The organism is Nostoc sp. (assembly GCF_036917355.1).
In the GTDB taxonomy this organism is placed as follows: Bacteria; Cyanobacteriota; Cyanobacteriia; order Cyanobacteriales; family Nostocaceae; genus Nostoc.
Genome location: NZ_JBALDP010000065.1, coordinates 92,453 through 105,899, shown reverse-complemented (window position 1 = coordinate 105,899; position 13,447 = coordinate 92,453). Strand labels below are relative to the sequence as shown.

Annotated in this window: 10 protein-coding genes and 1 tRNA gene; 3 read left to right on the top strand and 8 right to left on the bottom strand. The window is 43.0% G+C overall.

Going from position 1 to position 13,447, the window contains the following annotated elements; genetic code table 11:
* Window positions 1-212 precede the first annotated feature (212 nt).
* Complete coding sequence (locus V7K53_RS21675; protein ID WP_335199607.1) at window positions 213-1,715, top strand: acyl--CoA ligase; 1,503 nt, start codon at window positions 213-215, stop codon at window positions 1,713-1,715.
* A gap of 24 nt (window positions 1,716-1,739) precedes the next feature.
* Here V7K53_RS21675 and V7K53_RS21670 read toward each other — a convergent pair whose 3' ends face one another.
* On the bottom strand, window positions 1,740-2,378 hold the full coding sequence (locus V7K53_RS21670; protein ID WP_335199606.1) for a HesA/MoeB/ThiF family protein: 639 nt from the start codon (window positions 2,376-2,378) through the stop codon (window positions 1,740-1,742).
* A gap of 37 nt (window positions 2,379-2,415) precedes the next feature.
* Window positions 2,416-3,246 carry a hypothetical protein gene (locus tag V7K53_RS21665; RefSeq protein ID WP_335199604.1) on the bottom strand — a complete coding sequence of 277 codons (831 nt, stop codon included), beginning with the start codon at window positions 3,244-3,246 and terminating at the stop codon, window positions 2,416-2,418.
* Window positions 3,247-3,792: 546 nt separating this feature from the next.
* On the opposite strand from V7K53_RS21665, the gene V7K53_RS21660 reads away from it, so the two are divergent.
* A complete protein-coding gene (locus V7K53_RS21660; protein WP_335185775.1) occupies window positions 3,793-4,647 on the top strand; it encodes a DUF6602 domain-containing protein in 855 nt (284 codons plus the stop codon).
* Between the two features lie 64 nt (window positions 4,648-4,711).
* Here the strand turns inward: V7K53_RS21660 and V7K53_RS21655 are convergent, their stop codons facing one another.
* From V7K53_RS21655 to V7K53_RS21635, 5 genes are all read right to left on the bottom strand, one after another.
* Window positions 4,712-6,145, bottom strand: a complete 1,434-nt coding sequence (locus V7K53_RS21655; RefSeq protein ID WP_335199603.1) for a vWA domain-containing protein — start codon at window positions 6,143-6,145, stop codon at window positions 4,712-4,714.
* A 226-nt stretch (window positions 6,146-6,371) separates the two neighbouring features.
* Window positions 6,372-6,551 carry a hypothetical protein gene (locus V7K53_RS21650; RefSeq protein ID WP_335199601.1) on the bottom strand — a complete coding sequence of 60 codons (180 nt, stop codon included), beginning with the start codon at window positions 6,549-6,551 and terminating at the stop codon, window positions 6,372-6,374.
* A 113-nt stretch (window positions 6,552-6,664) separates the two neighbouring features.
* Window positions 6,665-6,733 (bottom strand) — tRNA-Phe (locus V7K53_RS21645).
* A 32-nt stretch (window positions 6,734-6,765) separates the two neighbouring features.
* Window positions 6,766-7,488: a hypothetical protein gene (locus tag V7K53_RS21640; RefSeq protein ID WP_335199599.1), complete on the bottom strand. Its 723-nt coding sequence runs from the start codon at window positions 7,486-7,488 to the stop codon at window positions 6,766-6,768.
* A gap of 474 nt (window positions 7,489-7,962) precedes the next feature.
* The gene (locus tag V7K53_RS21635) at window positions 7,963-8,163 is read right to left on the bottom strand and encodes a hypothetical protein (RefSeq protein WP_099100993.1); all 201 of its coding nucleotides are present in this window, start codon (window positions 8,161-8,163) and stop codon (window positions 7,963-7,965) included.
* 112 nt (window positions 8,164-8,275) lie between these two features.
* Here V7K53_RS21635 and V7K53_RS21630 point away from each other — a divergent pair, with 112 nt between their 5' ends.
* Window positions 8,276-8,398 carry a hypothetical protein gene (locus tag V7K53_RS21630; protein ID WP_335199598.1) on the top strand — a complete coding sequence of 41 codons (123 nt, stop codon included), beginning with the start codon at window positions 8,276-8,278 and terminating at the stop codon, window positions 8,396-8,398.
* Between the two features lie 156 nt (window positions 8,399-8,554).
* Here the strand turns inward: V7K53_RS21630 and V7K53_RS21625 are convergent, their stop codons facing one another.
* The gene (locus tag V7K53_RS21625) at window positions 8,555-13,339 is read right to left on the bottom strand and encodes a GAF domain-containing protein (RefSeq protein ID WP_335199597.1); all 4,785 of its coding nucleotides are present in this window, start codon (window positions 13,337-13,339) and stop codon (window positions 8,555-8,557) included.
* Window positions 13,340-13,447 lie beyond the last annotated feature (108 nt).

The window sequence follows — 13,447 nt, the reverse complement described above, 5'->3', positions numbered from 1 at the left end:
TCTACTTGAGCGCAGATCCACAAATTTATTCAATGTACACTTTTATGATTTTACAGGATGATCTCCATAACAAAATTTTGTCATGGGAATTGTTATGAGGATGTTTAAAATATTGTTGTTAATAACAGCATTCTAGCACTATCTCATAACTAAAAGCTAAGTAACAATTTTTTGTTTAAGCTAAATCATGTATTTACAAGTCAGAAAAATTAATGAATTTATTTGAGCTTTTAGTAGGAGAAGACAATCATCCAGCCCTAGTTACGTCTGAGGGGCGATCGCTAACTTATAAGCAATTACGCGAGAATGTTATTGGACTGGTATCTCAACTCAACAGCTTTGGATTGAAACAGGGAGAACGCATTGCCATTGCCATGACTAACGGTTCACCAATGGCGATTACCTTTTTGGCTGCTGCCTTATGTGGCACTGCTGCACCCTTAAATCCCAAATACAAACAAGAAGAATTTGCCTTTTACTATCAAGATACCCAAGCAAAAGCACTGATTACGTTGTCTGAGGGGCCAGAAGCAGCCATTGCTAGTGTCACACCCGACATGATGCTGATTAATGCCAAGGTAAATACTGACGGTACATTAAGCTTTGAATTAGTCAAAACAGTCTCAGAACCAGCAGAATCCGCGAATCCCACAGCCCCCAACGCTGATGATATAGCGATGATTCTCCACACTAGCGGCACTACCAGTCGTCCCAAGCGTGTGCCGATTCGTCATCGCAACTTAATTGCTTCAGCCGGCAACCTGATTAGTGCTTACTCACTCACAGCAGCTGATACTACACTTTGCCTAATGCCCTTGTTCCATGTTCACGGATTGGTGGGCTGTTTGCTGGCAACTCTGGCTTCGGGTGGTACATTAGTTTGTCCCAATGGTTTTAATGCCTTGGAGTTTTGGAAACTGGTAGATACCTACAAACCCACCTGGTACTCCGCAGCGCCAACCATGCACCAGACAATTTTGGCGCGTGCTAGTCGCAACCCAGAAATTGTCAAAGCAAACCGCTTTCGTTTCATTCGCTCTAGTAGCGCTTCTTTGCCGCCGATTATCATTGAACAGTTAGAGGCAACTCTGAATGCTCCTGTGGTGGAATCTTACAGTATGACTGAAGCATCTCACTTAATGACCACCAATCCCCTACCGCCAAAAGTCAGAAAACCAGGTACTGTAGGTTATGGCTTTGGCGTAGAAGTGGGCATTATGGACTCCGAAGGCAACCTGTTATCTCAGGGAAGCTTGGGCGAGGTGGTGATAAAAGCACCCAACGTTATAGATGGCTACGAAAACAATCCAGAAGCTAACGCCACTGCTTTTGTGAACGGTTGGTTCCGCACAGGGGATCAGGGTGCAGTGGATGCAGACGGCTACCTCCGCTTGACTGGACGGATTAAAGAATTGATTAACCGGGGTGGAGAAAAAATTTCTCCTTTAGAAGTGGATGATGTCTTGCTGCGCCATCCTGCCGTCGCCGAAGCCTTAGCCTTTGCCGTCCCCCACAAATCTTTAGGAGAAGATATCCACGCGGCTGTGGTTCTGAAAGCGAAAGCTGGCGAAAAAGAACTTTTAGCTCACTGTGCAACTATGCTGGCAGACTTCAAAGTTCCCAGGCAGATTCACATTTTAGATCAATTACCTCGTGGTGCTACTGGTAAACTGCAACGGTTGGCGATGGCGAAATTGCTGAATATAGGAGAGTAGGGAGTGGGGAGATAACGACACAATCTACAAAAACAGAGATTGAACAGTCAGATCCTTCTGGGTGATGCTGAAGTTACGCTGTTCTGCTGTGGCAATAAATGAAACGATCGCTTCACACGCCACAGCAATAGTTAAGATCACCAGGTTTCGTGCCAACGGATAATCACAGACATCATCATTAACCTCCGAAGGAACGCGATAAACGTCATTCCAAATCACTTCTGCATAATCAGCCGATAGCCCAGCATGAAGGCAGGGTACGCTTAATTTTTCAGCATAATCTTTCACTGCTTGACGTGCCACGCTATTGTCAAAGACATCGATAATTAGCTGGCTGTCTTGAAGTAATTGATTTGTATTTGCTGGTGTCAACTCCTTTGTTTTGGCATCAACTTTAGTACCAATTGCTCGATATAAATTGTTCGCCAAGATTTTCGCTTTGAACGCTCCCACATCGGAACGGTAGTAAGGCTGAGTCGAAAGATTGCGCTCCTCAATGCGATCGCGATCTATTACTGTAAGTTTATCAAAACCAGACCGAGCTAAGTTTTCCGCAATGTTAGCTCCTAATGCTCCAGCGCCACAAATTGTTACAGGATAATTTTTTAGCTTTGCCATCACAGCATTGCTGCGGTAAAGCTGTTCGTGAAAAAAGATACTCATAATAATTCTTAATTCGTAATTCGTAATTCGTAATTAACTACTCTTGTTTTGCCATGACACCTACTAAGGATTGCAAGTCAAAATCGCGATCGCGTCCACTCAGACAAATGCCAGAACTGACAACAGTCAAGTCAGCTTTAGCGATCGCACTACTATGGCGAACGCCATCAGCAGTTGTCCAATCGACTGTCCAATAATCGTTGCGATCGTGGAATTGATTTAATTCACCGCCACCCATTTGCAATGCCTTTCTCAATCGCTTTTCATCCTGTTGGGGTTGAGTAAATCCCTCAATGCGCCGCGTTGCTAATTCATACACTGTGCGGATTTCTGGAGTAATGCCCTTAAACTGTAATTCTTCAGCAGGAATGAGTTGCTTGACGGCAGATTGCAGAGTTTCAGAAATTGCCGGATCGGTACGGCGATCTACTTCCTCAAACCAGCATGAATGTCCATTCCATCGGGCAATGATTTGCTCAAAGGTAACGCCCTCGGTAACTAAGTGGACTGCGATCGGCTTAACTACCTTTAACCGTTGACGCATATCTACTTCATTCACGGGGTATGCTAACCAAGTTTGTTTCCGCAGTTGATGTGCTAACCGCAGCCGTATTTGGGGAAAGTGTTGCAGGTATTCTGCAATTTGGGGTAAGTCTGCTTCTTCTACAACCGTTGCTGTTTTCTCATTCACAGGCTGAAAGATGCCCCAACCTTCAAATTTATTAGGCTTTGGACTGAAGGTATAGATCATCCCGGCTACCCGTGTGCGAACTCGTCCACCTTTGATGCAGGGCGCAAGGAATTGGGTTGTAGACAATTGTGCTTCTGCGATCGCAATTTGGTTGATTAGCTTAAATATGTTAGTCATAACTAATACCAATTTTCCAAAATAAGGCTATAAATACAACCCTAAAAACCTTGAGTAAATCTAACTTTATTAATTACGAATTAATATAATTCTGCGTGCAAGTTGGTGGAGCATTGCGTGTTCTAAGTTACTAGAGGGACTCTGCTGGTGAGTTGTTACACACTCTTTCAAGGATGGCTACTTTTAAGCCTACCTCCCAGGTTCTTCGCACTCCCCGTTCACACACGCCCACTGTATTTGACAGTGTTACTTTTCCTCTCGTACTAGTATGTAGGCTCCAAGAGTTGGGGCACGCAGGATATTAATATAATACAATATACTACATAAAATTGGAAGAGATGAAAATAGGGATTTTGGAGTAGAGCGATCGCTGCTAATTTATACGCCTTCTTTATGTCGTTCATCAGTATCACCTGCTTGGGTTGAGCGATCGCTAAATTAATAACAACAGTTTTTACTACAATAAACTACATAACTTAAGATAAAACAATTTAGACTAAGGAGGGAATACTAAATTTTAGTATTGATATCTTTAAGCAGACAGTTATGGGTGAAGCAAAAAGACGTAAGAAAAATGATCCTGATTTTGGTAAACCTAAAGGAGCCAGTGTGCTAGAAAGGAAACTAGATTTGCTTCAAAAACAAATGGAATTAAGGCTACAGGAGATTAGAGCTTCTTATCAACACAAAGGCAACATGGGGAGCAATGTAGAAGAAGTGATCCGTGAGTTCTTGCGAGAATTTTTACCACCTCATAACAGAATTGGCCAGGGAGAAGTAGTAGATTTTGATGGTAATTCATCTACACAACTGGATTTAGTAATTACTAATGAGTATCATCCCTATCTAAACGATTTAACAAAACCAAGTGTTTTCTTCATAGAAGGGATAGCTTGTGTTGGTGAAGTTAAAAGTGTTCTAAACAGCAATGATTTTGATAGCATACTTAGAAATTGTTTAAATTATAAACAGCTTAAAGTAAATCTCCAAGATGGAATGCGTACTTTTATAAATCCATCTGATTTAAAGAGATTTGTTGAAAAGCGCCCATACTTTTTATTTGCATTTGAATCACAGTTGTCATTGAGTACACTCTTAGAGAAAACAAAACGCTTTAATGCTGATAACAATCTTGATTTCTGGCAACAGCTTGATGGTATATTTATATTGAACAGAGGTCAAATTATTAATTTCGGAGATGGTCAAGGTACCTTTCAGTTTGCGGATCATAAAGGCAATACTATACCAGGATTAATATCCATAGATATAGAACATGATCCCAAAGTACTGTTTGGTTTCTTATCCTGGCTAAACTCGGCAATGCCCAGAATTGAGATTCAATTTCCCATCCTAATGAGCTACCTTATGAAAGGGCAAATACCAATTAATGCAGGTAGATAGTTCAGATTAAGCTTTATTGAGGACATTGCCCACTACTTTTGATGAGCAATGTCACAAGCTAAATCTACTTATCCTCTCGTACAGGCAACGGCATATCCAAAATCTCCATTAGCAAATCCAGACGAGAGGGGCGCGTCAGGAGTGGGACGATGTTCGGCAAACTGTAGTAGTCACCCGCGAAAGTGAACGTATCTACAGGTGCTTGCTGCTGCTTCAGTTGACTCTCCACCCAGTTGTAATGAGTACCCACGCGGACAATCACCACATTGGGCATTATCGCCAACTCCCGGCAGTAGTTCTTGTAAACTTCACCAAAGTAAGGAGCAGCATTTTCGCCCTCATCCGTCACCAAAATTATCTGGTCAACTACCTGCTTCTTCTTCCGCATTGCTTCCAATGCACAGCCGATGCTAGTACCACCGCCTGCATTGATATGCTGGAAGGCACGCTCCCAGTCGCTCAACTCCTTGCCTTTTGCCGTAACAGCGTAAGGGATGGTATCGAAGGCGTAGACAAACAGTTCTGCCTTAGTGATACCAGAGATTAGGGCAGCGAGTTGCTTACCGATCGCGATCGCATTTTCCATTGAACCAGACTTATCCACCAATAAAGCAGTTGGACGAGCGATCGCACCACGCCGCTTCACCTGTTCGTTTGTCACCTTTTCCAGTTGGGCAACGGTGTCTGCGTCAAAATCTCCTGCGTCTGTGGCAATCTGTGCTTTGAATGCTGAGACACGCCCACTCTTAGACGCTGCTTCCAGCTTGGAATCAATCAGCTTCTTAACTTGTGGGTGATCCATTGCACCTCTATTCTGGAGAGACTTGAGGTTGTTGATCGCTTCTTGTGGAGACATGCTATTGATTAACGCCACCAATACAACTGGTGTAAGTTGCACGATCGCACCAACTGCGATCGTATAGGGAATTTTGAACTCCACAATCAGCCGTGCCTGTTCTGCGGCATTTTCTGCCTTAGCAAGCTGCTTCAGCACATTTGCTAAGGAACCCTCTGGAGGAGTATCGCGGAACAGAATCGCATTTGCCCGCTCATTTGGCTTGATGTGCAGTGAAGCATATAAGTGCTTCATTGCTTTACGACCTCGCAAAGCGGCGCGATCGAACAGAGCCGGATTGCTTTCTCGTGTCTTCAAGTAACGCCGTACCGCAGTGCGAGCGGAACGAGGCAGTTTATTCTGCTGCTGCTTCATGAAGTCCACCACACGAGCCACCTGATAGGGTGGAAACTCTTGCAGCATCATAAATCCAGCATCTCGGTGTTCAGTCAAATTGCTAGTTAACAAATGAGCAATAAACACCTCCTTGTGGTCGCGGACATCACCATGAAGCTGATACCAAACTGCCAGGTGTCCGTAGAAGATGGGATCGAGTTCAACAATCAACTGATGAATTTCTGCGACTTGCTCAAGCTTGCGGTGAGGAGTTGTGAGCAAACTGTTGAGCATTTCCAAACGCAGGTCACGTTCTGCGGTATTCATTATGAACCTCCTCTAGTTGTGATGGATGAGGAGGCAGATGTTGCACGCGAGGTGATATCACCGCGCAAGTTGTAGAAGCATTGTGTATAACTTGTGCAGAGTTATGTAAGCTTCTGCGATCGGGGCGCGGCAACAACTGCCAATTAAAAATTTGATGTAAAGTATCGAAATCATTGGTACTACTCCCTAAAAGTAGTAGCTGCGTAAGCTGCCATCATATCTGCCGCTATTGCGACAGCACTTTTTGAAAGCAGCGACCAGAACCACAAAGACAAAGGTCATTGTTACCAAGCTTTTCTTGTAGTTCCTTGTCGCCACGAACAAGGCGATTGCCACGTTTAACAGCTTTTTCAGATGGGTAGCCACGACGACGTTTGCTCGATGGTTCAAAAGCAGAAATCGTCAAATTCGTCGAAATCTTCAGGCTCGATGTTGAAAGAATTAATCTTTTTCATCGTTCTCACCTCCATATTGAAATGAAATAAGATCGCTTCGTGCAAGTCGAAAAAGCTGTTGATTCACACACGGGATTTGAACCCGTAGTTGCTTGAGCTTCAGTCAAGTGCCTTACCATTCGGCTAGTATGTAAGCTTTTTCAGTTAGGGCACGAAGTGAAAATTTTAGGTTTTAGAAAGTTGATTTAAAATAAATCGAATTTCTTTCTTGTTACACTGCTGTTTCTTAACAGCGTAAATCATTCGACCTGTATATGCCACAGAACGATGAATTATACCTTTGACAGCATCCGTCACATAATGAATGGGTGGTGATGGCAAATCTTCAAAGGTAATTAAATACCAAATTTCGTTTAGCTTTTGGTATTGATGATAATTATCAATGATGACAATATCAGTTTGTTCCTGCTTTTGCTTCTGCTTTCGAGGTACTTTTTCGGCTGCACAAAGAATTCCAGTTTCAGGATGGATATAGAAGCGATCGCGATAGCTTGTATCTAGCTGATTTGGATACCCTTGGTAAGGCTTGCTATAAAAACCACCATCAATTATTTCTACATGCCGTTCAACATAGTCCCAGACATGATCGATAACATGCCGTCCTGCCATTGTACTGGGATCTAGTCGTTGACACAGTTGGCTGTAAACCTCATTCCAAGGTTGTCCGACTTGCGATCGCAAAAACCGACGCAGAGGGCCGAGATGGTCTGAAAGATACTTAGATTTATTTATTGGTTTAATCAGGTAGGGATTCAACAATCCATCCTGAATTGCATCCTGGGTGATTTTGTATAATTGCTTCTTAAAGCCAGTCACCTTTTTGAGGCTAATTCTTCTCCCACCGCGAGGACGCTCAATCACAATCTCGCTCAAACGATGTTCGCTCATATCTCACGTTCTTTAAATGCAGTTGTACTAATTGAGTTGTTATTAAACATGAGTTAGCTAACATCATTGAACTCACCTCCGTATTGAGTAAAGGTTATAGATAAATACAATTCAAATAATTGAAATTCCGCACAAGTTAGCAAAGCAGTTTTCACAATTGCCTATACCAATTTGGCTACGCTCCCATCAAAGGGAGCGGCAGGATTTGAACCTGCATTCCGTTGCCGGATGGTGTGTGTAGGCTTTACAAGTTAGGGCGCGGAATTAAGTCTTAAATCATTCCGTGCAAGTTCAAGAAGCTTTTTACAGCTACGGCCGCTCTTACCAAATATTGGCAGTGGGCACGCACGCTAAATCTGCGAGAGACTTAGAAATCATGCTTCGCTTAGTCCGATCGCTCGAACTTCACTACCTTAGGGCCGTTATCAATGTGTATGTATGCTTCTTCTGTTAAGGCACGGATGACTCTGGAACTTAACCATAGACAGCTTCAGGGCGAACGATCAAATCGCCACTAGGACGGCGATCGATTACGTAAGCAGAAAGGCGATCGCTATTCACATCTAAATGCCGAGCAACGCGCTCCTTCACTGCCAGATCGTTCATCCCTGCTGCAATTCCCAATTGTGTTTTTGGCACATCAACAGAACGTCCTTCAAATCGAATATGAACCATTACAATCACCTCTTGTTTTAATTACGAATTGATATTAGTGGATCTGATCGGGATTGAACCGATACCCTCCCCGTGAGAGTTACACTCACACCTCGTGCGAGTCGAAAAAGCTGTGGTTACACCGCAGGAATTGAACCTGCAACTTATCGTTTTAGAGACGATCGCTCTACCATTGAGCAAGTATGTAAGCTTTTTCTGTCAGGGCACAAGTGACATCCGGGAACTCTACCGTTAGAGCTACAGACCCAAGGAAAGCATTATTGCAATGCTTTTGAGGAGGCTTTTCTTTTATACTACATTTATACTACATAATTTGCATAATGTCAAGTGTCGGGATGGATCGGGCAATTATCCTTATAAATCAAAAAAAGAACCCCACCCCGCCTTTGACTTACGTCAAATTCTCCCCTCCCCGCCGGCGGGGAGGGGTTGGGGGTGGGGTGTTAGGGGACTTTTGCAAGAGGTCTATTCCATTGCTGTAGGCAAATCGCTCAGTGCCCACCTGCCCCCTGGCTCCTGCCTCCTTCACGACTTTGTTTTTAATTAAAAAGTATTGAATGCGGTTGACAAATTCTTCTAATTCTAAAAGTAAATTAGTAGTACCTTTAAGGTCTCGATCGCTAGCTAGTTGTTCTAGTTTGTCAGTTGCTAAGTACATAGCTGTGGCTCCAATGTTGGCACTAGCACCTTTAAGGTGATGAGTTTCTCGTGCTATTTGCTCAAATTCATTAGCGGCGATCGCTGCTTTAATTATTTCTAAACGGGGTTTAATATCTTCAATAGATATTTGCAATAAATTTAATTCAAATTCTTGATCGTTTCCCGATATCCGATGCAAGTGTTCCCAATCAATTGCTAAGTCAGTGGAAACTGTCTGTTCATACACACCTGCCTCTTGCTGGGAAACAATCACACCTGTCCAATGCTCTAAAGTCTCAGCCAATTTTTCTTTAAATACTGGCTTACTCAAATAGTCATCCATTCCGGCATTTAGACAGGTTTGTTCGTCTTCTTTCATCACATTAGCTGTCATCGCAATCACCACAGGACGATGACCCAATGCAAAAGCATCCTCTTGCCAACGATGAATTTCTTTTGTGGTTTCCAAACCGTCGAGAATTGGCATTTGGCAATCCATTAAAATCAAATCGTAAGGAATTTTTTCTAATAGCTGCAAAACTTCCTTTCCATTGGCAACGACATCGGCTTTATAGCCCAAACTCTGGAGTTGGTTTAGTGCTACTTTCTGATTCACCAAATTATCTTCGGCTAACAGAATTCTTAACTTGGATTTAGTAGAGAGGTTAGAGGAAGAAGTCAGAATATCTGAAGTTTCTGTACTCGGAATTTCTTCTGTAGCCTCTAGCCTCCTGCCTCTAAATTCTTGTTCTGATTCCGGCTGAGTTTCTAAAATATTTATGATGGCATCAAGGAGTCGTGATGGCTTAATGGGTTTGAATAAATAAGTAGCAAATCCGATTTTGAGCGCCTGTTGCACTTCATCGCGTTGATTAGTACAGGCGAGCATAATCAAAGGGATCTTAGCAATTGCAGAATTGGCTGGAATTTGTTCTTTTATTGTCATACCATTTGTTTGGGCTATTTGCATATCAACCAAGGCAACATGATATGATTTACCCTCCTCGCTAGCTTGCTGAATAACTTTAACGGCCCCAGCAATACTGTCAGCTCGATCTACCTCCATTCCCCAATGAGTAGCTTGATGGGAGATAATTTTATAATTAGTAGTGTTGTTATCCACTACCAATAAGCGGCGATTTTGCAAAAGTCCGCGTTCGCATTTTGGTTCAACAGGCTCAACTTGTTTGGTAAAAAGCACCTCAAACCAAAACTTAGATCCTTTGTCCATCTGACTTTCTACCCCGATTGCTCCTCCCATCAAAGTTACAAGTTGTTTACAGATGGCTAATCCCAAACCGGTACCACCATACTTGCGAGTGGTCGAAGCATCCACTTGGGTAAATGGGGTAAAGAGTTTGCGTTGGTCTTCAGGGCTAATACCAAGCCCTGTATCTGTAATGGCAAAATGGATGGTGGCTGTAGTTGAGGAAAGCGATCGCAATTCGGCTTGCACTAATACTTCGCCAACGCTGGTAAACTTGATGGCGTTGCTGATTAAGTTCATCAAAATTTGCCGCAACCTACCAGTATCTCCTTTGAGTTGAGTGGGGACGTTGCGATCGATTAGTGCAGCAATTTCTAATCCCTTGTTATGGGCTGAGGGAGCCAATAATTCCACCACTTCTTCCACACAAGTGGATAGGTTAAAATCTAAAGTTTCCAGAGCCATCTCTCCAGCCTCAAGTTTGGAAAGATCCAAAATCTCGTTGATCAAACTTAAAAGAGCGTCTCCACTACTGCGAATTATTTCAATAAAATCTCGCTGTTCTTCGTCTAAGGGAGTATCTAAGACCAAACTGGTCATCCCCAACACAGCGTTCATCGGAGTGCGAATTTCATGACTGATATTTGCCAAAAAAGCACTTTTCGTCTGCGAAGCTAATTCAGCTTGGCGACGGGCAATTTCAAGTTCTTGTCGCTGACGAGTTTCTGCTGCTAATAGTTGGGCTTGGGTTAAAGCAATACCTACTTGGTCGGCTATTTGCCGCAAAAGATCGGTTTCAAAGTTAGACCAGTGATGGGAATCGTCACACTGATGAACTATGAGCAAACCACGAAGTTCTTCTTTAACAAGAATGGGTACAACTAAATTGACTTTGACCCCAAACTGTTGCATTAATTCCAGATGGCTTTGTTCAACTTCCAGGAGATCCAAGTTATCCAGTCCGAAAATCTTGCCTTGACGGTACTGCTGTAGATAGTACTGTTGGAGATATTCTGCTTCAAAGTAGGGGGCGGTGTTGTTTTGCTCTTTGATTGCTGGTAAGCCAGAAACTACTGCTTCAATAACGGTATTTGCAGACTGATCTGGCAAAAGCTGATAAATTAAAACTCGGTCAGTCTGGAGAATCTTTTGTACCTCTTCGACAGTGATTTGGAGAATTTCTTGGATGTCCAAAGACTGACGAATCTTCAGGGTGATTTCGGTAAATAGTTGCGATCGCAAATTTTGGCGTTGTATTTCTTCTTCAGCCTGTTTACGCTGGATAAATTGCCCTACTTGCTCGCCGATAGAATTCATCGTTTTTACTAAATCTTCGTCAAGGGGCTGGATTTCCCGGTTGAAGCAGGTAATCACACCGAGGATTTTGTTACCGCTGCGGATCGGAAAACCAAAAGCTGCATGCAGTCCTACTTGAGCAGCTATTTTGAAGTTAGGGAAATTAATATCTTTAGCGATATCAGCAATCCAAACCGATTCAGAACTAGCCCAAACCCTTCCAGGTAGTCCAATTCCGGGTGCAAAGGTGGTTTGCCGCTTCAGTATTTCAAACTTTTGCATCTCAATGGATGCTTTATGCCAGATATCGAGAAAATGCAGCACATTTGCTTGCTCATCTACCATCCAAATTTCACCCAAATCCCATACCAAACTCTCACAGATTCCTTGCAATATTTGGCGAGTAGCTTCGCTAATGGTGGCGGACTCTGCTAGGACGCGGGTTGCAGCATATTGTGCAGTCAGATGATGTTGTGTTCGTTTGGCATCGGTAATGTCAATGCCAGTACCAACGATGTATTCAACACAGCCCTCATAGTCTTTTAAGATGGTATTCGACCAGGCAATCAGCCGCCGACTACCATCTTTCATTACCCAATAATTTTCATAATTATTGGAAACTTGACCAGATCGTAACTGCTCAAAAACTGCTTTAACTGGCTCCACTTCTTCAGGAGGTAGAAACAAATTCCAGCTATGCCTACCCCTCACCTCATCAAAGGAGTAACCAGTTATTTGCTCACAGGCTTGATTGAAACGAACGATTTGCCCTTGGGAATCGAGAACTATTACCAACGCACCGACTGTATCAAGAACTGCTGAGATAAAGTTGTGTTCTTGATTTAAGCTTTCTTCTGTCCTCTTCCGCTCAATAACCTCACGATAGATCGAGTAGTAGACTACAGTAAGAACGATAAAACTTAGACAAATAGCGATCGCCAATGTGAGAATTGTGTTGCGAGTCCAAGTCTTTGCTGCTTGTGACTGCTGTCTAATTCGTCCCCTATCCTCGTTTTCCATCTCATCGATCGCCTTGCGGATATCATCCATGAGATTTTCTCGATCGTTTTTCAGCAGTACCTGCAACGCCGCCTCTAATCCCTTGTTCTGGCGCAAATAGATAGTCTGTTTTAGTTCAGTAAGTTTAGCCGTTATCAGAAATTCAAGCGTTGCCATCTGCTTTTGTTGTTTCGCTTGAGCTGCTGTTAAATTCCTCAGCTTGGCAATTTCTCCATCGACGTTATCAAATGCTGTTTGATACGATTTTAGATAAAGTTTTTCTCCAGTGAAGATGTAACTACGTTGTCCAATTTCAGCATCCTTTACCTGGGACAGTATTTTCTCTAGGGTGTTAATTTTTTTATAAGTATGTTTTACTATACCGCGATTAAAATTAGTAAATACTTTTGTATTTTGATAAGAAACCACCCCAATCAGAACCAAAATTATTGACGACAAACCAAAACTTGCTGCAATCTTTTTGAAAAGTTGCTTGCGTACCCTCTGTACTTGGTTGCTTTTCTTGGAAGGAAGTACCAAACTTGCTAAATTTCGGCGCAATTCCAGTTGCTTAATGACTTGACGACCTAAAGTTCGTAATCCCTCTATTTGTTCTGGAGTAAGTTCTCGTGCTACGTAGTCAATTACACACAGGGTTCCGAGGGTGTATCCTTCAGGGTTAGTTAAAGGTACACCAGCATAAAACCGAATATTTGGGTCAGATGTCACTAGTGGATTTGTTGCAAACCGTTCGTCATTTTTTGCATCAGGCACGACCAAAACATCAGACTGGAGAATAGCATGGGCACAGAATGCGAAATCTCGGTGCGTTTCTGGGGAATGCAAACCGACTTTTGACTTGAACCATTGGCGATTTGTATCAATTAGGCTAATTAAGGCAATAGGAGTCTGACAAATATACGAGGCTAAACGAGTCAGATCGTCAAAGGTGGCTTCCGATGGCGTATCGAGAATCTTATACTGCAAAATTGCCTCGATTCTCTGGGCTTCGTTATCAGGTAATGGTGCTTTCATCCTTGAGCCTTATCTACATTCTGGGGAGTGGGGAGTGGAGGGATAAGGGAGCATACTTCTCTACGAGAGGCTGCGCCAACGACTACGCAGTTCGACTGCGCTCACCGT

Bases quoted from the DNA above. Each gene is read 5' to 3' on its own strand.
- V7K53_RS21655 (WP_335199603.1), bottom strand. From the start codon at position 6,145: ATGAATACCGCAGAACGTGACCTGCGTTTGGAAATGCTCAACAGTTTG.
- V7K53_RS21660 (WP_335185775.1), top strand. From the start codon at position 3,793: ATGGGTGAAGCAAAAAGACGTAAGAAAAATGATCCTGATTTTGGTAAA.
- V7K53_RS21625 (WP_335199597.1), bottom strand. From the start codon at position 13,339: ATGAAAGCACCATTACCTGATAACGAAGCCCAGAGAATCGAGGCAATT.
- V7K53_RS21675 (WP_335199607.1), top strand. From the start codon at position 213: ATGAATTTATTTGAGCTTTTAGTAGGAGAAGACAATCATCCAGCCCTA.
- V7K53_RS21665 (WP_335199604.1), bottom strand. From the start codon at position 3,246: ATGACTAACATATTTAAGCTAATCAACCAAATTGCGATCGCAGAAGCA.
- V7K53_RS21640 (WP_335199599.1), bottom strand. From the start codon at position 7,488: ATGAGCGAACATCGTTTGAGCGAGATTGTGATTGAGCGTCCTCGCGGT.
- V7K53_RS21635 (WP_099100993.1), bottom strand. From the start codon at position 8,163: ATGGTTCATATTCGATTTGAAGGACGTTCTGTTGATGTGCCAAAAACA.
- V7K53_RS21670 (WP_335199606.1), bottom strand. From the start codon at position 2,378: ATGAGTATCTTTTTTCACGAACAGCTTTACCGCAGCAATGCTGTGATG.